General features: G+C 66.3%; 18 protein-coding genes. 8 read left to right on the plus strand and 10 right to left on the minus strand.

Features of this window, described 5'->3' with window-relative positions:
- Window positions 1-252 precede the first annotated feature (252 nt).
- The 3 genes from ACZ5KP_RS10725 to ACZ5KP_RS10735 are packed head-to-tail and all read right to left on the minus strand — an operon-like array spanning window position 253 to window position 3,709.
- Window positions 253-1,341 carry a glycosyltransferase gene (locus tag ACZ5KP_RS10725; protein WP_460921601.1) on the minus strand — a complete coding sequence of 363 codons (1,089 nt, stop codon included), beginning with the start codon at window positions 1,339-1,341 and terminating at the stop codon, window positions 253-255.
- Window positions 1,338-2,195 (minus strand): hypothetical protein, encoded by an 858-nt coding sequence (locus tag ACZ5KP_RS10730; protein WP_460921597.1) that lies wholly within the window; start codon window positions 2,193-2,195, stop codon window positions 1,338-1,340. The genes ACZ5KP_RS10725 and ACZ5KP_RS10730 overlap by 4 nt, the downstream gene beginning before the upstream one ends.
- On the minus strand, window positions 2,192-3,709 hold the full coding sequence (locus ACZ5KP_RS10735) for an alkaline phosphatase family protein (RefSeq protein ID WP_460921594.1): 1,518 nt from the start codon (window positions 3,707-3,709) through the stop codon (window positions 2,192-2,194). The genes ACZ5KP_RS10730 and ACZ5KP_RS10735 overlap by 4 nt, the downstream gene beginning before the upstream one ends.
- Window positions 3,710-4,028: 319 nt before the next feature.
- On the opposite strand from ACZ5KP_RS10735, the gene ACZ5KP_RS10740 reads away from it, so the two are divergent.
- From ACZ5KP_RS10740 to ACZ5KP_RS10755, 4 genes are all read left to right on the plus strand, one after another.
- Window positions 4,029-7,118: an oligosaccharyl transferase, archaeosortase A system-associated gene (locus ACZ5KP_RS10740; protein ID WP_460921591.1), complete on the plus strand. Its 3,090-nt coding sequence runs from the start codon at window positions 4,029-4,031 to the stop codon at window positions 7,116-7,118.
- A 4-nt stretch (window positions 7,119-7,122) separates the two neighbouring features.
- Window positions 7,123-8,052 carry a DUF368 domain-containing protein gene (locus ACZ5KP_RS10745; protein ID WP_460921588.1) on the plus strand — a complete coding sequence of 310 codons (930 nt, stop codon included), beginning with the start codon at window positions 7,123-7,125 and terminating at the stop codon, window positions 8,050-8,052.
- 202 nt (window positions 8,053-8,254) lie between these two features.
- Entirely contained in the window at window positions 8,255-8,560 is a 306-nt protein-coding gene (locus ACZ5KP_RS10750; protein WP_460921585.1) for a hypothetical protein, read from the plus strand.
- On the plus strand, window positions 8,557-8,961 hold the full coding sequence (locus ACZ5KP_RS10755) for an HVO_A0114 family putative DNA-binding protein (protein WP_460921582.1): 405 nt from the start codon (window positions 8,557-8,559) through the stop codon (window positions 8,959-8,961). Before ACZ5KP_RS10750 ends, ACZ5KP_RS10755 begins: the two co-directional genes overlap by 4 nt.
- 114 nt (window positions 8,962-9,075) lie before the next feature.
- Here the strand turns inward: ACZ5KP_RS10755 and ACZ5KP_RS10760 are convergent, their stop codons facing one another.
- From ACZ5KP_RS10760 to ACZ5KP_RS10780, 5 genes are all read right to left on the minus strand, one after another.
- Complete coding sequence (locus ACZ5KP_RS10760; protein ID WP_460921579.1) at window positions 9,076-9,255, minus strand: RNA-protein complex protein Nop10; 180 nt, start codon at window positions 9,253-9,255, stop codon at window positions 9,076-9,078.
- A gap of 38 nt (window positions 9,256-9,293) precedes the next feature.
- Complete coding sequence (locus ACZ5KP_RS10765) at window positions 9,294-10,091, minus strand: translation initiation factor IF-2 subunit alpha (RefSeq protein ID WP_460921576.1); 798 nt, start codon at window positions 10,089-10,091, stop codon at window positions 9,294-9,296.
- Window positions 10,088-10,273: a 30S ribosomal protein S27e gene (locus tag ACZ5KP_RS10770; RefSeq protein WP_460921573.1), complete on the minus strand. Its 186-nt coding sequence runs from the start codon at window positions 10,271-10,273 to the stop codon at window positions 10,088-10,090. The genes ACZ5KP_RS10765 and ACZ5KP_RS10770 overlap by 4 nt, the downstream gene beginning before the upstream one ends.
- A gap of 2 nt (window positions 10,274-10,275) precedes the next feature.
- A complete protein-coding gene (locus tag ACZ5KP_RS10775; protein WP_460921570.1) occupies window positions 10,276-10,557 on the minus strand; it encodes a 50S ribosomal protein L44e in 282 nt (93 codons plus the stop codon).
- Window positions 10,558-10,703: 146 nt separating this feature from the next.
- Window positions 10,704-12,302: an ABC transporter permease gene (locus ACZ5KP_RS10780; protein ID WP_460921567.1), complete on the minus strand. Its 1,599-nt coding sequence runs from the start codon at window positions 12,300-12,302 to the stop codon at window positions 10,704-10,706.
- A 55-nt stretch (window positions 12,303-12,357) separates the two neighbouring features.
- On the opposite strand from ACZ5KP_RS10780, the gene ACZ5KP_RS10785 reads away from it, so the two are divergent.
- From ACZ5KP_RS10785 to ACZ5KP_RS10795, 3 genes are all read left to right on the plus strand, one after another.
- Complete coding sequence (locus ACZ5KP_RS10785) at window positions 12,358-12,903, plus strand: gluconate 2-dehydrogenase subunit 3 family protein (protein WP_460921564.1); 546 nt, start codon at window positions 12,358-12,360, stop codon at window positions 12,901-12,903.
- Complete coding sequence (locus tag ACZ5KP_RS10790) at window positions 12,900-14,570, plus strand: GMC family oxidoreductase (RefSeq protein WP_460921561.1); 1,671 nt, start codon at window positions 12,900-12,902, stop codon at window positions 14,568-14,570. The genes ACZ5KP_RS10785 and ACZ5KP_RS10790 overlap by 4 nt, the downstream gene beginning before the upstream one ends.
- A gap of 214 nt (window positions 14,571-14,784) precedes the next feature.
- Window positions 14,785-15,432, plus strand: a complete 648-nt coding sequence (locus tag ACZ5KP_RS10795; protein ID WP_460923405.1) for a dolichyl-phosphate hexose transferase — start codon at window positions 14,785-14,787, stop codon at window positions 15,430-15,432.
- Window positions 15,433-15,484: 52 nt separating this feature from the next.
- On the opposite strand, the gene ACZ5KP_RS10800 is transcribed toward ACZ5KP_RS10795, so the two are convergent.
- Window positions 15,485-15,808 carry a DMT family transporter gene (locus ACZ5KP_RS10800; protein WP_460921558.1) on the minus strand — a complete coding sequence of 108 codons (324 nt, stop codon included), beginning with the start codon at window positions 15,806-15,808 and terminating at the stop codon, window positions 15,485-15,487.
- Between the two features lie 164 nt (window positions 15,809-15,972).
- Between ACZ5KP_RS10800 and ACZ5KP_RS10805 the strand changes: the two genes are divergently transcribed.
- Window positions 15,973-17,181: a tRNA sulfurtransferase gene (locus ACZ5KP_RS10805; RefSeq protein WP_460921555.1), complete on the plus strand. Its 1,209-nt coding sequence runs from the start codon at window positions 15,973-15,975 to the stop codon at window positions 17,179-17,181.
- A gap of 31 nt (window positions 17,182-17,212) precedes the next feature.
- Here the strand turns inward: ACZ5KP_RS10805 and ACZ5KP_RS10810 are convergent, their stop codons facing one another.
- A complete protein-coding gene (locus tag ACZ5KP_RS10810) occupies window positions 17,213-17,563 on the minus strand; it encodes a lycopene cyclase domain-containing protein (protein ID WP_460921552.1) in 351 nt (116 codons plus the stop codon).
- Window positions 17,564-17,595: the final 32 nt, after the last annotated feature.

Consider the following 17,595-nt stretch of genomic DNA (forward strand, 5'->3'; position numbering starts at 1 on the left):
CTGAGATACTCGACGGCACGACGATATCCTCGCTTCGAGGCCATACAGCATTCATGAACGGTTCTAGATGGTAGTTCGGTACCATCAATGCTTCTTACGACCTGCAAGCCCGCGCTGGCGGCATAGCCAATGATATCGAGGCCGAGACAAACTACCAGTGGAGCTTGGTATCTTTGTATTCACCTGGTATCTATCCTAAAGGTGATGACTCTCCCGTTACTCCGCAGGCACCTTACACGGTATGCGTTCGGGTCACGCCGTGTCTGAATTGGCAAGCAGATCCTCGTAGACTCCTCCAAGGCGATCCGGTTTGAACCTTCCCGGCAGTTCAGGCTCGGGATAGTTAGCGAGTACCAGTCCGGGGAGCTGGTCCTCGTCGTCGAAGGTCTCCGTCGCGACGGTCGAACACTCCCCGACGTCGCGAGCGATCGACGGCGTTCCACACGCAGTAGCTTCCAGCAACACGTTCGGGAGCCCGTCGTGTAGCGACGGATGAACGTAGAGATCTGCCGCCCGATAGTAGTCCGCGATCCGGTCGTGGGGCACGCGACCGACGGCCCGGACCCGGTCGACGCTCGAAAGTTCCTCGCGCATCGGTCCATCGCCGACCACGTACCACCGGATGTCCGAGGGCAGCTCGTCGGCCACCTTACGGATCGTCTCGGCACCCTTCCGGCGGCTTACGCGGCCGACGGTCAACAGGATTCGTCCATCACCGAGCGCTGGCATCCCGAGCTCCTCTCGGATCTGCTCGCGCTCGTGGATTTCGACCGGGAAGAACTGCTCTCGGTCGATCGGCTGCGGGATCTCCCGGACGTTCCGGCGTCGAAGCCGTTTCGCCAGATCGCGGCGGCCCTGGGGACCGAGTGCGATCACCGCGTTCGGCAGGTGGACCGCGGCGAGCCCGATCACGTTCTTCAGAGCAAACGTCTTGGCTCTGGCTCCAAGCCCTCGGACGAACTTGTGTTCCCGAAAGTTGTCGCCAGCGAGCCGTGTGATCGTCGGTGTCCCACTTAGTCTGCCAGCGATCGCAACGGCCGTTCCGTGTGTCGGGAACTTCGTGAGCTGGACGAGCACGTCCGGAGACTCACGACCGACGTAGCGCCGAATCGCGCGCGACAACGTGGTGATTCGCTCGCGTGCCGTGTTCACGGGCGGCGCATCAATTCGAATGCCACGATAGCCCGCGGGTAGGGATTCGCCGTCCGCCAGCAGTAGATCGCACTCGAACTCCGTTGGCTGGCTTCGCAGCAGCCGTCGCAGGTTTTCGAGGAGCGTCCTGACGTTGCCAGCGATGGCGAAGCCGCCGACGAATCCGACGTGGACGTGGTTCTGATTCATACTTCAGTTGTCTGCTGTGTATCGGTCGGTTCCGTCGACCGGCCGCCCCTGCCTGCGGGTGCCACGCCGATATCACGCATTTGCACGGATTCGCGGTTTCGGAGGGTTTGACAGAGATTCGTGAACGACTCGAACTCGTCGGCGAGCCAGAGACACGCCGGATGCCCGAGAACCGTTGCGGTGTCGCGGACGTCGTTGACGTGCTCGAGTACCCACTCGGTCCAATCGTCGGGATACATCGATTCGGAGCCGAACGGTCCCTCGAACGTGCGAACTGCTTCGGAATCAGGTTGCCGGAACGCGTGAAAAACGTGTTCGTGGTCCGGGGGTGTGTTTATCGGGACGACAGTGAGGCCGTCTTCGCGTCGAAGGCGCTCGTCGGGACCCCTGGCGTCCGAAAAGTGTGTGACCTCGTGTTCAGCAAGCAGCGATGCAGTCCGACCGTCGTGCCGGTACGCGTGATCTCGCCACGACGTAATTTCGATCCCCAGCTCCTCGAACGCCGCGATCGTCTTCCCGATCTCCCAGGACTGGAATCGCCGCGGTCCGTTCCACGATCCCACGCGTCCTCCCGTAACCTTCGCCAGCCCCCGCCATCCCTTGTGCACCACCGTATCGAACGCGTAGAAATTGTGCCCCCCGATCTCGACGTTCTCCATCGCGGCCAGTTCGCGCATCCGATCCGGCTCCTCGACGGCGCACTTCCCAGTACAGAACAGCGTCACCGGCACGTCGTACTCGGCAGCGATCTCCGCGTACTCGATCGCGACCTCGACCTCCGTCCGGTCCATGTACTCCTGGTCGCGCGTCCCCAGCGACATGTGGTGGACGTCGCCAGTGACACAGACCGTCATTGCAGGTAGCCCAGATCCTCCAGTCGGTCTTCGACTTCTTCGCTCCCTGTTCCGGTGACGAACTCGGGTGTGATTGGGTCGCGGTAGGTCGGTTCCCCGCGATCGAAGAGCTGGAGCGGCTCGCCGTCGACGTCGTCGGGAACCGGACAGCCGACGGAGTGGAGGACGGTCGGAGCGACTGCCGTGATGTCGACTGGGCCGTCCACGTCCGACGTCACAACGTCGGGGCCATCAGCGAGGAAGAGGCCGGTTCGGACGTTCTCGGCGCGCCAGTGGCTAACGTCCTCGAAGACGGGGTTGTCCCCGATCGCACCGCTGGTGTGAATCCCTGGCGTCTGATCGAATACGATCTCTGGAGCGTCCTCGACGTATGGACCCTCGTACGCTTCCTCCCGGGTCAATACCTCGCGTGCAATGGGCGTCCCGGAGACGTCGCTCTCGAGGTCGCTCAGCCGATCCATGATCTCGTTTCGGGTCTCCTCGGAGTCGTCGAGGACGTAGATCAATCCCTGGCCGCTCGCGATCGCTCTGCTGTTGGACCAGTCCACGCGTTCGAGCTTCTGCTCTCGCTTTGCACCCTCCTCGTCCATCGGAACGCGTCGCTTGACGAATTCGGGTGTGATCGTCGCGACGAAATTCCGGGCTCCGAAGCGCTCGGCGATCTTTGAAACGCGCTTCTTGTTGACTCCGAACCGATCGAACGCGGACGTTGCGTCCGTTTTCGTCTGGAGGAACCCCTCTCGTTCGAGCCACGCGTTCGCGTAGAACATCGTGTCGATCTCCGCACAGCCGTGGTCCGAGAGGAGTACGAGCGTTGCTTCGGGATGTTCCTCACGAATCGCTCCCAGATGATCGTCGATTACTTGCCAGGCACGATGGGTCGGTTCGTCGCGCCAGAAGTAGTGCTGAAGGACGTTGACGTAGAACACCGTGCAGTGAGCCACGTCGACGTCCCGGTCCTGCAATAGATTGCGGTATGTCTCTAATCGCTGATCGATGAGGTCGACGATGGCTTCGGCGGCGTCAGTGTCGTCCGACGACGTAACAGCGGCCGCTGGATGGACGTCGTAGCCCGCCGCGTCGAGTTCGTCGCCCAGTTCCGGTGGCGTTGTATAGTCCTCCTGCTCACTTCCAGGTCCGCCGGCGACCATGAATTCGTCGAGTTCGAAGGGCGGATAGCTCATCGGGAGATTGACGACGCCCGCCGTCTGGCCGTCTTCGTTGAGGTAGTCCCAGAAGTTGGCGCTCTTGAACGATCGAGAGTTCGGCGTCGAAAGCGTTCGGTTTTCGGCGTCGATCTTCTCCCACCAGTAGACGCCGAGCTTGCCGGGATTCTTCCCCGTCGAGTAGCATCGCCAGTTCGGACAGGTGACGGGAGGTAGACAGCTCTGCAAATCCGCGTCCACGCCGGACGTGCGAAGTTCTCCTAGATTCGGGAGGTCGCCATCATCGAGCCACGGCTGAAGTAATTCCCAGTTTGCTCCGTCGAGTCCGACGACGACGGTGTTTGGCATAGTTCTGTGTAGGGAACGACCCCTACTTACCACTAGTGGAGTCTTCAAATGGACCCAACGCTCTACAGCCAGTTCCGCCGTGGCTCTTTTTCTCGTCTTCGGAGTTCGCGGTGCGGAGCAGACACTCGTTTTACCATTTTCTCTACTGGAACGCTGGTGCTGAGGGCTGCAAACGTCATATTCGTCTCACCTCCCTGCGCCTCCCGCCAACGTTCTCCCAAACGGCTCTCTATACTGCCCTCTTTTTCGCGGGGAACGGGACCATCACTAAATTGGCTTTCACAAGGCTTATTCCCCGTTTGTGACTCCACTTTGCGTAATGAGTGCCGAGTCCGACGGCGATCGGATCGCGAACCCCGACGCGATCGCCGAGACCCTCCAGCGGTGGTATCACGTTCCCGCGATTGCGGCCGTCGTCGCGTTCATGCTCTGGGCCCGGACGCGGGCCTACGACAATTTCGTGCGAGACGACACCGTCTACCTCGGCGGTAACGACCCGTACTATCACCTCCGTTCGACGACGTACACCGTCGAGAACTGGCCGCGACGACTCTACGGGGACGCCTGGACACAGTTCCCGTTCGGGTCGAACGTGGGCCAGTACGGAACGCTGATGGATCAGGTCGTCGGCACCGCCGCACTGATCGTCGGGCTCGGCGATCCATCGTCTCGACAGATCGCTATCGTCGCGGTGGTTGCACCTGCTGTCATCGCTGCTCTGATCGCGGTCCCGGTCTACTTCCTCGCCAAACAGCTCTCCGGGTCACGAATTGGTGGCGTCACGGCCGCAGTGATCCTCGCTTTGATCCCACAGGGTGGCTGGGTCCGGCGCGGCACCGTCGGTTTCTACGATCACCACATCGCCGAGTCGCTGATGATGGCGATCGCGGTGTTCGGCATGGTGTATGCGCTCTCGAAAGTCCGTCGAGAACGCCCGGTCTTCGAGCAGGTCCAGGATCGTGACTGGGATGGGCTCAAACCGACGGTCACGGCGAGCACTCTCGCTGGGATCGCTCTCGCCGCGTATCTGCTCACGTGGCCCTCTGGCGTGGTCCTCGTCGGTATCTTCGGCGTGTTCTTCGTGATCGCGATGACGTTCGCCGTGGCGACTGGTCGGAGTCCCGAGCACCTGGCGTTCACCGGTACAATCTCGCTCACGGTTGCGCTCGTGGTCACGCTACCGTTCGTTCAGTCACTGGAGGCGACGACGACCACTCTCTCGCTCCTTCAGGTGCTTGCACTGTCGGGCGTTGCCGCCGCTTGTGCAGTGATGGGCGCCCTCGCGCGCTACTGGGAGCGGGAAGATCTGGAGGCGTGGGGATACCCCGCCGTCATCGGCGTTCTCGGCATCGTTACGATCGGCGTGCTCTGGCTGGTCCTCCCCGAGCTCGTACGTTCCGTCTGGACGAACATGGAGCGCATCCTGTTCCTCGGCCAGTCGGACAACACCCTCACCATCAGCGAGGCCCAGTCGATGTTCGCCGACAATCGCCCGCCAGTCGGCGAGCAGTTCTGGAACGGGTACGGGTTCACGGCGTTCACCGCACTCGGTGCGCTCCTCTGGATGACTGCGAGGGGATTCCTCGCCGAGCGTCCGAAGGAGGAGTACCTCCTCATCGCGGTCTGGACGATTTTCGTCCTGCTGATGACGCTGACACAGGTTCGCTTCCACTACTACCTCGTGCTCCCCGTTGCGGTGCTCAACGGCTGGCTCGTGGTCCAGATCGCCCGCCTCGCTGCCTTCCCGTCGCTCGCCGACTTCAAGGACATACAGACCTATCAGGTCCTGACGATCATCGCCGTGATCATGCTCCTCGTCGTCCCGATCGCTGGGCCGCTCGCAGTCGCGACTTCCGCGGAGCAGGCTGAGAACAACGGACCAGGTAGCGTCGTCTTCTGGGACGACAACCTCGACTGGATGGAGGAGAACACGCCCGTGCCAGGCACCTACGGCGGTGCAGACAACGAAATGAGCTACTACGGGCCCTACGACTCCATCGACGACTACGAGTATCCCGAGGGTGCCTACGGCGTGATGTCGTGGTGGGACTATGGCCACTGGATCACCACCGAGGGAGAACGAATTCCGGTTGCGAACCCCTTCCAGCAAGGCGCGACGTCGGCGAGCGCGTACTTCCAGGAGACCAACGAATCACGTGCCAACATGTATCTCGAGGCGCTCCCGTCCGGCGAGATCGGGGGTGGTGCCCTGTATAGCGCCAACGAGTCCGAACTCCAGGCTGCCATCGACGCCCGCACCGAACAGGAGGCCGGTGAGGAGACTCGCTACGTCATGATCGACGACCAGATGGCCGGCGGGAAGTTCAGCGCGATCACCGAGTGGACCGGCCCGGGAAGCGGCGCCTACTACGGCCAGCAGGAGTTCCCGACCGGCAACGATTCGTCCGTCTCACTGCCGGCGCTGAGCGACCAGTACGACAGCACGATGCTCGCCCGGATGTACTTCAACGACGGGAGCTCGGTCGGTCAGGCCAACGCCAACGCGCTGGAGCACTACCGGCTCGTCTACGAGAGCCCGACCCAGTCGACGGTCCTCTCGATCGCCCGCCAGACCCAGAACGGGCTCGAGGGCACGGGGCTCGTCGGCATCGACATCGGCACGCTCCAGCAGTACTACCCGAGCGTCTACAGCTCGATCAGCAGTGGCACTGGGCCGTACGTTCCGTACGACATCCGTTCGGAGTCCGCGGTCAAGACCTACGAGCGCGTCGAGGGCGCGACGATCACCGGCGAGGCCGAGCCGAACCAGACCGTCCAGGCGTCCGTCGAGCTCGAGACCAACACCGGCCGCACGTTCACGTACGCCCAGTCCACTACCGTCGGCGAGGACGGCCAGTTCGCGATCACCGTCCCGTACGCGACGACGAACGACCTCGGGACCGAGGACGGCTACACGAACAGCTCCGTGCTCGCGAACGGCACCTACACGGTCAGCGCCGGGAACTTCCTGAATATTCAAGCCGAGGCGGAGAACGTCTCCGTCCCCGAACAGGCGATCTACGACGGCGACACGATCGACGTCGACCTCGAGGAAGTCGAGGACTCCGACGGCTCGAACGGAACGAACGGCACCGACGGCGGCAACCAGACCGGCAACGCGACGAGCATCGACACTGCGAGTGGCTCCTCGGCCATCACGGCCAGTGGCTCGTCCGCTGACGCGACGAGCGCCGGGTCGCCGGCCGGGGACTCCGTGAGCGCCTCGTCGACGACCAGCGCGGCACAGAGCCAGTCCACGGCGAACAGCTACTCGACGGCAGCCGTCACCGCCAGCGTCACGCAGGCGTTCGACGGCGTCAGTTCCGGCCTCTCGGCGTTCGCGAGCGACCTCGCAGCACCGGTCCGAGCGACGGTGGATCCGCTCCAGAACCTGCCGCTCGTGGGGTAACCTCGTGAAGCCACGCGCTGCCCTCACGACGGTGCTCAAGGGCGCGGCCATGGGCACCGCCGACATGGTGCCGGGCGTTTCCGGGGGCACCGTCGCGCTCATCGCCGGGATCTACGACCGGCTCATCGGCGCGATCGCTGCGCTGCATCCCGCGCCACTCCGGCATCTCCTGCGCCCCCACGACCCCGACTCGCGGGCGGCCTTCGCCGACGCCTGGCGCGAGATGGACATTACCTTCCTGCTCGTGCTCGGCACGGGGATGATCTCGGCGGTCGTCGTGCTCTCCCAGCTCATCCCCATCGCGCTGGAGGAACACCGGGCCCTGACGGGCGCCTTCTTCGTCGGGCTGATCGCCGCCTCCGTCGTCCTCATCGGACGCGACGTGCCCTGGACGCGGGTCCGGGCCGGGCTCGCGACAGTCGCCGCGGCGCTGGTCGTGGCCGTCGCGACCGTCACCGTCAGCCTCGCCAACCCCTCGCCGCTGTTCGTCTTCGTCGCGGGCGCGATCGCGATTTCGGCGATGATCCTTCCCGGGCTCTCCGGCGCCCTGCTCCTCCTGATCCTCGGGCAGTACGAGTATCTCCTCGGGCAGCTCGACGAGTTCCTCTCCGCACTCGCCGGCACCGCGACCGGCGACTCGCCCTCCGCGCTAATCGAGCCGGGAATCGTCGTCGTCGCCTTCTGTTCCGGCGCGGTCATCGGCCTGCTGACGATCGGCCGGCTGGTCGATCGCGCACTCGAGCGCGATCGCGCGACGACGATCGCGATCCTCGTCGGGCTGATGGCCGGCGGCCTGTTCCCGCCCGGGCGCATGGCCGGCAACGCGATGGGCGGCTCCGCCGTGGAGCTCGTCGCGGCGATCGCGGTCGCGATCGTCGGCGCCGTGATCGTGACGGCGTTCGACGCCGTGACGAATGATCTGGATTACGTCTAAGCGTACCGGTGACTGGTTTCAGCGTCCCTGCATGGTTTCGTTTTCCGATCGTCCGACTCGCACTGGAGCGATCGGCTCCTTCCGTATGGTACAGTGCCCCGATCACAGAGCTGTCGGTCGAACGACGAAACTCGTTATCGGAAGTTCGATGGTGAATTCACCAACACATTTATTTTGATGGCAGACATACCATCAATCGAGGATGGAGCGTGACGGCGACGGTGCAGTCGAGGTCGTTCGCGAACGCCGCCGCGACTTCGGCGACGAGATCGTACGGATTCGCGTGCTGCGCGTTCCGCCGTCCGAGAAATTCCCGGAGGGTATCAAGTATGCATTCCACTTCGGCTCCAAAGGGAGCGACGATCCGATCATTCGGTACGCAACCATCACGGCATCCACGAGCGTCACGAAGGCACTGACCGCGAGGAGATCGACTATCCGGGCGTCGAAGCGCTCCTCCAGCGGTTCATCCGCGAACTTCCCGACCACGTCTCCCCCTGATCCATGACGACGAAAACGCTTCACATCACGGTCGAACCGACGGCGGCGTTCTTCGAGGCGGCGCTCGAGGACGTTCGCCAGCTGCAGACCGACGAAGCCACCGACGACGAGTACGTCCTCAGTCTCCCCGACGAAGACGCACTCGAGCGAGTGCTGCGCGCGAAGAATCTCGAACTCGTCCGGACGATTGCGACGGAGGAGCCAAAGAGCGTTCGCGATCTCGCCAGGCTGGTCGATCGCGACATCAAGAACGTCTCGACGGCGGTGAACGAGCTGGCCGAGCTCGGACTCGTCGAACTCGAGGACCAGGGGAGGGCCAAGCGACCGGTCGTCTGGTACGACACCGTCGAGATCGACATCCAGGTCGCGCCCGGTGACGCCGACGACTTGGACGTCATCCCGGCGTAATCGTCGCGGGAGCGATCGCTCTGTCCCATCTGTTTCGGTCGAGTCGAAAACGAACGGAAGTGCGATATCGAATACGAGATCGTCCGATCCGTTGGCTCCTGTCGGCCCAGTCAGCTACTCGCGTCGCCGCCGCGCCTTGCGCCGGTACTCGCCGTACCGATCTTCCGGAGAAAACGGAGCGGGCGCGCTGTTGATCGCCTCTGCGCCACACTCGGGACACGTCTCGCCGAGCGTGTACATCGGTCGCTCGTGGGCGGACTCCCAGACAGAACAGACGTGGATGTCGGATTTCATCGAAGTGGAAACGGTGGCCGCGTCAGGCCGCTGATCCGCTACTCGTCTTCGGTGCGGCGGTCTCGGTGGAACTCCCCACCGCCGCCGATGCCCTCGATGGCCTCGACCGCTCGCGCACCGCTTTCCTCGAGTTCGCGCTCGGCAGTCTTGTAGTTGGGCGCCTTGACGCGGAGGCGGTACTCCGGCGAGCCGACGTAGGTCACTTCGAGTTCGATCTCGTCGGGGATCTCGCCGTTGCCCTCCGCGGCCTGCAGCGCCTCCTTGACGTCGTCGACGCCGTCGGCGTCCGGGCTCTCGAGATCGACGTAGCCCGTGACGGTGACGTAGGGCACCGAGACGTTCTCGCGGGCGGCCTCGACGATCGCGTCGATCTCGTCGTCCTCGAGATCGACGTCCTCCAGCACCTCGTGGCCGTGGATCGCCGACTCCTCGAAGGCGTCGTAGAGGCTGGCGTACTCGGCCAGCAGCGCGTTCGCGATCTCCGTGAGTTCCTCGTCGTCGCCGTCGGGGAACGCGATCTCCATCCAGTTGTCGGCCTTCTGCTCGTTCTTCCACTCTTGGATGGTATCCGAGCGCTGGTGGTCGTTGACGTCCTTGATCGAGAGGTCGATCTGCTGGCTGGACTCGTCGACGTCGAGGACCTTCGCGACGACGGTCTGGCCCTCCTGGACGTGGTCGCGGACGTTCTTGATCCAGCCGGAGGCGACCTCGCTAATGTGGACCAGCCCGCGCTTGTCCTCGTACTCCTTGAGGTCGACGAACACGCCGAAGTCCTCGATCTCGTCGATCTCGCCGACGACGAGCTCGCCGGGCTCGGGCCAGCCGCTGTACTTCATGAGTGGGACTCTCGGGATTCGACGACGTCGACGACGTCGGCGTCGACCGCCGACAGACCGCCGGTGGGCGTCGCGAGCGTGGTGCCACAGACCGCACAGACGACCTCGCTGGCGGCCTTGCCGAAGACGACCTGCTCGTTCTCACAGTCCGGGCACTCGACCCGGATGAAATCTCCCGCCATCGTTACTCCTGGAACTCCAGGCGCCCGGCGCGCCATCCCTCGCGGAGGTGGGCCTTGCCGCAGTCGCCACAGCGGTACTTGAGGTCGGTCTTCTTGGTGGGCTTGTCGCCCCCGGGGACCTTCGAGAACCGACCGCGGTTCCCGATGCCCTTTCGACCGGCGCGCTGGCGGCGCGCGTCCCACTTGAGACCGGTCGTCCGGCCGGTTCGGACCTTCTCGACCTCGTGCTCGTGGTGTGCCTTGCAGTGCGGGCAGTACGTGTTAAAGCGGCGTGGCATCTCCATGCGTAATCACCTTGGGGAAACGGTTGCGCGGCGTGGCTTAAACCCCCTACGGTTCGCCCCGTGTACTCAGGCGGTTCGATCCGCGGCCACGAGACCGAACGGAGGGAATCGACCGAAACGAGCAGCCCGGACCGCCACGCCGGGACTCACAGGCCCCGCTCGCCGCCCTCCGAAAGGAGCAACACGACCATCGAGAGCCCGGAGATCACCATCAGGATGAACGCCGGCATCGCGGCGTACTGGTAGTAGGCGGCGTCCTGGGCGCGCCAGATTTGCGTCGCGATCGTCTCGAACTCCGTCGGCTTGATCATCAGCGTGATCGGCAGCTCCTTCATCGTCGTGAGGAAGACGAGCGCACCGCCGGCGACGATCCCCGGAAGGATCTGCGGGAGCGTCACCCGCCGGAACGCCCGAAACGGCGAGTCGCCGAGCGTCCGTGCGGCCTCGACGAGCCGCCCGTCGACCTGCAGCGACGTCGAGCGGACGTTGCCGACGGCCTCCGGGAGGAAGCGCACGACGTAGCCGAAGATCAACAGCGGGAGTGCCTGGTAGGCCCACGGGACCAGTCGCGTCCCGAAGTAGACCAGCGCGAGCCCGAGCACGACCCCCGGGACGGCGAAGCCGAGGTAGGTCCCCCGCTCGAAGAGGTCGCCGAGCCGGGAGTCGTGGTGGGCGGAGAGGTAGCCGATCGGGATCGCCGCGAGCGCCGCGATCACGGCCGCGGCGAAGGAGATCTGGACGGAGTTCGACGCCATCGCCCACTCGAAGGCCAGGTCCTGCCGGCGGGTCGTTCCGGGGCTCGAGAGCCACTGGTAGAGGATCCACAGCGGGACGACCAGTGCGAGCGTCGCGACCGCCGCCGGGAACGCCGTCGCCGGCCACCGCCAGCGCCCGAGCCGGACCGGCCGTCCCCTGCCGGTTTCGGCCTCGCTGGCGGTGCCGTCACTCGATATCCACCGTTCCAGCACGAGCACGAGCACGACGAGCGCGAGGAGTTGGAGGGAGAGCACGGCGGCCTCGGTCAGCCCGGAGATGTTGAACTCCCGGTAGATCTCGCGGGTGAAGACGGGGAGCCGCATGATCGCGGGCGTGCCGAAATCGGAGATGGCGTAGAGCGCTGCCAGCAGCGCCCCGGCGCCGATCGCCGGGCGGATCTGTGGCAGCGTGACGTGCCAGAACGCCGAGAGCCGGCCGTGGTTGAGCGTTCGCGCCGCGTCGACGAGCCTGGCGTCGAAGTTCAGCAAAGCGGCTCGCGTCGTGAGGTAGACGTAGGGATAGGTGTAGAGCGTGATCACGAGCACTGCGCCGGGGAGCCCGTAGATCTCCGGGATCTCCTCGACGCCCAGCGGCGCGAGCACCTCCTGGAACTCCCCGCGCGGTCCGAACGCCGAGACGGCGGTGAACGCGCCGACGTAGCTGGGAATCACCAGCGGGAGCGCCACGACGATCGTCCAGAATCGGCGGAAGGGCAGATCCGTCCGGACGGTGAGGTAGGCCAGCGGCACGCCGAGGCAGATCGAGCCGATCGTGACGCCCACCATCAGGTAGACGCTGTTGAGCATGACCTCCCGGGCGCCCTCGCTACTCGTCAGCTCCCACGCGGTCCCGGGGTCGATCCCCGCGGCCATCACCAGTAGCCAGCCGAGTGGAAACACGACCACGAGCGCGATCGCGCCGCTGAGCGCGAGCAGTGGCAGTGGCGGTCGCTCCGCGTCCGCGCTGCCCAGCCGCTCGCGCACCGGCATACCTGCACGAAGCCGTTCCAACGGGTATAAGGTTTAGGTTTGCCTAATCCCCCGCGTGAAGCTGACCAGACGGGACGCCGCCGCGGCGCTGGCGGCGCTGGGGTCCGGCGGCGCGGTCGCGCTCGGCGCTCGGCAGTGGCAGCGATCCGTCGACGACGGGACTGCGGCCGGCGATCTCGCGGACGACGAGCAGGTGCGCCGAACGATGGTCGCGGCGGCGGCGGTGCTCTACCCCAGCGAGGTCACGGGCATCGAGCCGTTCGTCGAGGGGTTCCTCGCGGGCAGGATCGACCGCGAGGGCCACGGCGAGGGACTCCGGCGAGCGGTTGCGGAGCTCGACGAACTCGCTCGAGCCTGGTACGACGCGCCGGTCGCGGAGCTCCCTCCCGAGGACCGTGACGCGCTCCTCCGGGAGACCGGCGCGGACGGCGTCGACGAAGCACCCGACGGCTCCACCGCCGAGCGGATCCGCTACTACGTCGTGAACGACCTCCTGCTCGCGCTCTACACGTCGCCGACGGGCGGCAAGCTGGTCGGAATCGAGAACCCACAGGGTCACCCAGGCGGCCTGGAGAGCTACCAGCGGGGGCCGAACGGATGAGCGGGCCGGGCGGATCCGGGGCGGCGTCCGGTCGCTCGGTCACCGGTGCGTCCGGGGCGGACGCGACTGCCACCCAGGACGACGTCGACCGCACCCCCGTCTCCGGTGCCGACGTCTGCGTCGTCGGCGCCGGCCCGGCGGGCTCCCTGGTCGCCGACCGACTCGCGGCGCGGGGTCACGAGGTCGTCGTGCTCGACGCTGGCCCGCGCTTCGACGACGCCGACCGGATCGAGCGGATGGAACGCGCGATCCGGCCGGCCTACGACCGGCCCGACGTCTGGGACGGCGGCGGCGAGCGCGACGCCTACGCCTCGACGGGCGAGCAGTTCTACCCGCTCAACTACGCGCGGGCGAAGGGCATCGGCGGCTCGACGCTCCACTGGCAGGGGATGGTGATGCGGCTCCACGAGGACGACTTCGCCTCCGGAACCCGGCGCGGCGTCGGCCCGGACTGGCCGATCGACTACGCCGACCTCCGGCCCTACTACGCCGACGCCGAGACGGAGCTTGGCGTCTCGGGCGCCGACGACAACCCCTTCGCGCCGCCCCGCGAGGAGCCCCACCCGATGCCGGCCTTTCCGCCCTCCTACAGCGACAGCCTGTTCGCGGAGGCTTGCGAGGAGGCCGAGATCGCGATGCACTCCGTGCCGAACGCGCGCAACTCCGAGTCCTACGACGGCCGGAGCCAGTGCGTCGGCTACGGGACCTGCCAGCCCGTCTGTCCCTCCGGCGCGAAGTACGACGCGACGGTCCACGCCGATCGGGCGATCGAGCGGGGCGCGACCGTGATCGATAGGGCGCCCGTCCAGCGTCTCGAACACGGCCCGGATCGGATCGAGGCGGCAGTCTACGCGACGCCGGACGGCGAGGAGCACCGACAGGAGGCGTCGGCGTTCGTCGTCGCGGCCGGCGGCGTCGAGACGCCCAGATTGCTGTTGCTCTCCGAATCCGAGCACTACCCAGCGGGCCTCGCGAACTCCAGCGGCGCGGTGGGCCGATATTTCATGGATCACCTCTTTGCCGGTGCCGGCGGCGTCCTCGACGAGCCGACCCGGCAGAACCACGTCGGGTTCATGACCAGCGAGTCCCACCAGTTCTACGACGACGCCGACAAACAGGTCGGACCGTTCAAACTCGAGTTCTTCAACTACGCCGGCCCCTCGCCCGTCGAACTCGCGCTCACCGGCGACGACTGGGGCGACGAGCTACTCGATCGGCTCCAGGAGTCCTACGGCAACAACGTCGCCGTCGGCGGGCTCGTCGAGCAGCTCCCCCGCGCGGAGAGCTACGTCGGGCTCCACCCCGAACAGACCGACGGCCACGGCAACCCCGTTCCCGACGTCCACTGGTCGATTGGCGACCGTGCCCGCCGGACCATCGAGCGGGCCAACGAAGTCCAGCACGAGATCCTGGAGGCGCTGGGCGCGGAGATCACCTGGACCGTGGGCCCGGACGCCACCGGCCCCGCCTACCACCACATGGGGACGACGCGGATGGGAAGCGATCCCGATTCGAGCGTGGTCGACGCCTCCCTCCAGACGCACGACCTCGAGAACTGCTGGATCGCCTCCAGCAGCGTCTTCCCGACCGGCGGCGCGCTCAACCCGACGCTGACGATCGCGGCACTCGCGCTGAAGGCCGCGGATCACGTGAACGAGGCGCTGTAGCACCGGTCCGCGCTTCCGTTCCGCGGCTCCGGTCCCCTCCCCCGTGTGACGCCGTCGCATCGTTTTAGGCAAACCTAAAAACTTAACCGTGGCCGGTCGCGAATCGATTGTAATGAGCCAGCACGGGGTTGCAGCGGACGGGACGGGCGAGACGGCGTCGAGTGCCGACGGCGGCGACGCCGACGGCTACACCTTCGAGGACCTCGCGGTCGTGATGGGCACCTACAACGAGGAGGAGGCCATCGCCACGGTGCTCGAAGACGTCGACGAGGTGACCGACGGGCAGGCCGAGGTCGTCTGCGTCGATGGCTCCTCCGATCGCACGCCGGAGATCGCCCGCGAGCACGGCGCCACCGTCATCGAGCAGGAGCCCCAGGGCTACGGCGTCGCCGTCGCGGCGGCGGTCCAGGCACCCGACCGGCCGATCGTCGTCACGACCGATTGCGACGACACCTACCCGATGGAGGAACTGCCAGCCTTTCTCGCGGAGATCAACGACGGCGCCGACGTCGTCAGCGGCGACAGGATCTCGCCCGGCGCCGACGCGATGCCGGGATTCAACCGCTTCGGAAATCAGGTGTTCGCGCTCGTCGCGAGCGTCCTCATGCTCCGGCGCGTCCACGACACCACGACCGGCATGCGCGCCTACCGCAAGGAGGTCATCGACGCGATCGAGTGGACGGAAAACACCGGGCTCTCCGCGGAGCTACTGATCCGCCCGCTGATGCGGGGCTACGACGTCCGCGAGCGGCCGATCCCCTACCGGGAGCGCGCCGGCGAGACGAAGCTCGATCCGATCCAGGGCGGTGCCGCGATCCTGAAGTCTATCCTGAAGGTCACCGTGCAGGAGCGGCTCCGGTAGCGGCTCCTGTCCGCGACCGGGATAGTTCAAGGGGGTCTGTGCGGACCCCGGTTCAGTGTCCGCCGGAAACTGTGTGGAGGCCGACGATCCCGACGACGATCACGCCGATGAACCCTACCCGGAGGAGACTGGCCGGTTCGTCGAAGAGGACGATGCCAAGCGAGGCCGTTCCGACGGCCCCGATCCCCGTCCAGACGGCGTAGGCCGTGCCGATAGGGAGGTCCTTCACCGCCTGCGCCAGTAACACCATGCTGACGACGAGCGCGAGGGCAGTGCCGAGCGTCGGGACCGGTTTCGTCAGTCCATCGGAGTACTCGAGCCCGATCGCCCAGCCGATCTCGAACAGGCCCGCGAGGAGCAGAATGTACCACGACATCTCGGCCGCGCCTACGCCGCCGGACCGCCTATAGGTTCTGCTCGTCGGTGTACGGTAGTGGGTGGGTCGATCGTCGCAGGTCTGGGAGGCCGTCCAACGTCCAGATCCCACGGAGCCGCCCCGAGTGCGATGAAGCTAAACGCCCGAACCAGCTACGCACGCCCATGCACCCCCCGGGCGCCTCGACGGTCCTCCTGCGCTACGGCGACCTGGCCACGAAGAGCCACGCCGTCGGGACCCGGATGCGTGACAAGCTGGCGGTCCACCTCGAATCGCTCCTCGACGATCGGGACCTCAAAGCGACCGTCGACGTCGGCCACGCGCGGACTGTCCTCGAGACGGATCCGGAACGCGTCGAGGCAGTGGCAGGGACCGCGGCGGACGTCTTCGGCGCGGTCTCGACGAGTGCCGCACTCGCCGTCGAGCCGACCAAGTCTGCGATCGAGGGCGCGCTCGCGGACGCATCGGCGGCCCACTACGACGGCGGGACGTTCGCCGTCGACGCCCGGCGCTCGTATGACGGCCATCCCTTCACCAGCGAGGACGTCGGCCGGTTCGGCGGCGACGCCGTCGCGGCCGGCGCGCAGGCTCACGTCGAGCCGGACGTCGACCTGGACGATCCCGACCTGACCTTCGAGGTCGAGGTCCGGGAGGAGCGCGCCTACGTCTCGCTGGAGCGGATCGACGGCCCTGGCGGCCTGCCCTACGACACGCAGGCGCCGCTCGTCGCGCTGATCAGCGGCGGCATCGACTCGCCGGTCGCGGCTTACGAGGTCATGCGGCGGGGCAGCCCGATCGTCCCGGTGTACCTCGACCTCGGGGACTACGGCGGCCCCGATCACGAGGCCCGCGCGGTCGAGACCGTTCGGAAGCTGGCCTGGCACGCGCCCGGCGAGGACTGGGAGCTCCACCGCGTTCCTGCGGGCGAGTCGGTCGCGAAGATCGCCGACGCGCTCGATCGCGGCCGGATGCTCGCCTTCCGGCGTTACATGGTCGCCGTCGCGGAAGCGATCGCCGAGGACCAGCACGCTGCCGGGATCGTTACCGGCGAGGCGATCGGCCAGAAGTCCTCCCAGACCGTCCGGAACCTCGCGGTCACCGACGCCGCGACCGACCTGCCGGTCCACCGGCCGCTGCTCACCCGCGACAAGGACGACATCTCGAACCGCGCTCGGGCGCTCGACACCTTCGCGGAGTCGACGATCCCCGCGGGCTGCAACCGGTTCGCCCCCGACAGCGCGGAGACGGGCGGCTCGCTGGACCGCATCCGCGAGCGCGAACCCGACGATCTCTTCGAGCGCGCCGCGGCTGACGCCGCCGACGCCGAGCGGATCGCGATCGAGCCGGTGGCGCCCGACGACTGGTCGGTCTAACCGAGCGAGGGCGGTCTTGCCCTCCGTGTGATCAATCGTGTTCAGGATTCCGTTCGCGGAGCAGTCCGTCCTCTCCGTGCAGATTCTCGTGGATCCCGACGACGAGCGCCGGGACGACGAGCATGAACAGGTGCTCCTCGATCGGGATGCCGAGCAGATCGACGCCGATCCGCTCCTCGATGGAAAAGACGCCGACGTGGAGCGTGTACCAGTCCCAAATGTACGCGATCGGGTACAACGCGAGGACCGTCCAGCCGGCTTTCCGCAGGGCGTCGGCGCGATAGAGCAGGGCGAGCGCGAGCGCACCGAAGGCGACCTCCGTCGCGAGATAGGTGTAATCGCCGAGGGCCGTGATATCCGGGAGGAAGCCGGCGTGGGGCACGGTCGGCGTTGGGCGCGCGTCGAGTTAAGCGC

The organism is Salinarchaeum chitinilyticum (assembly GCF_055390775.1).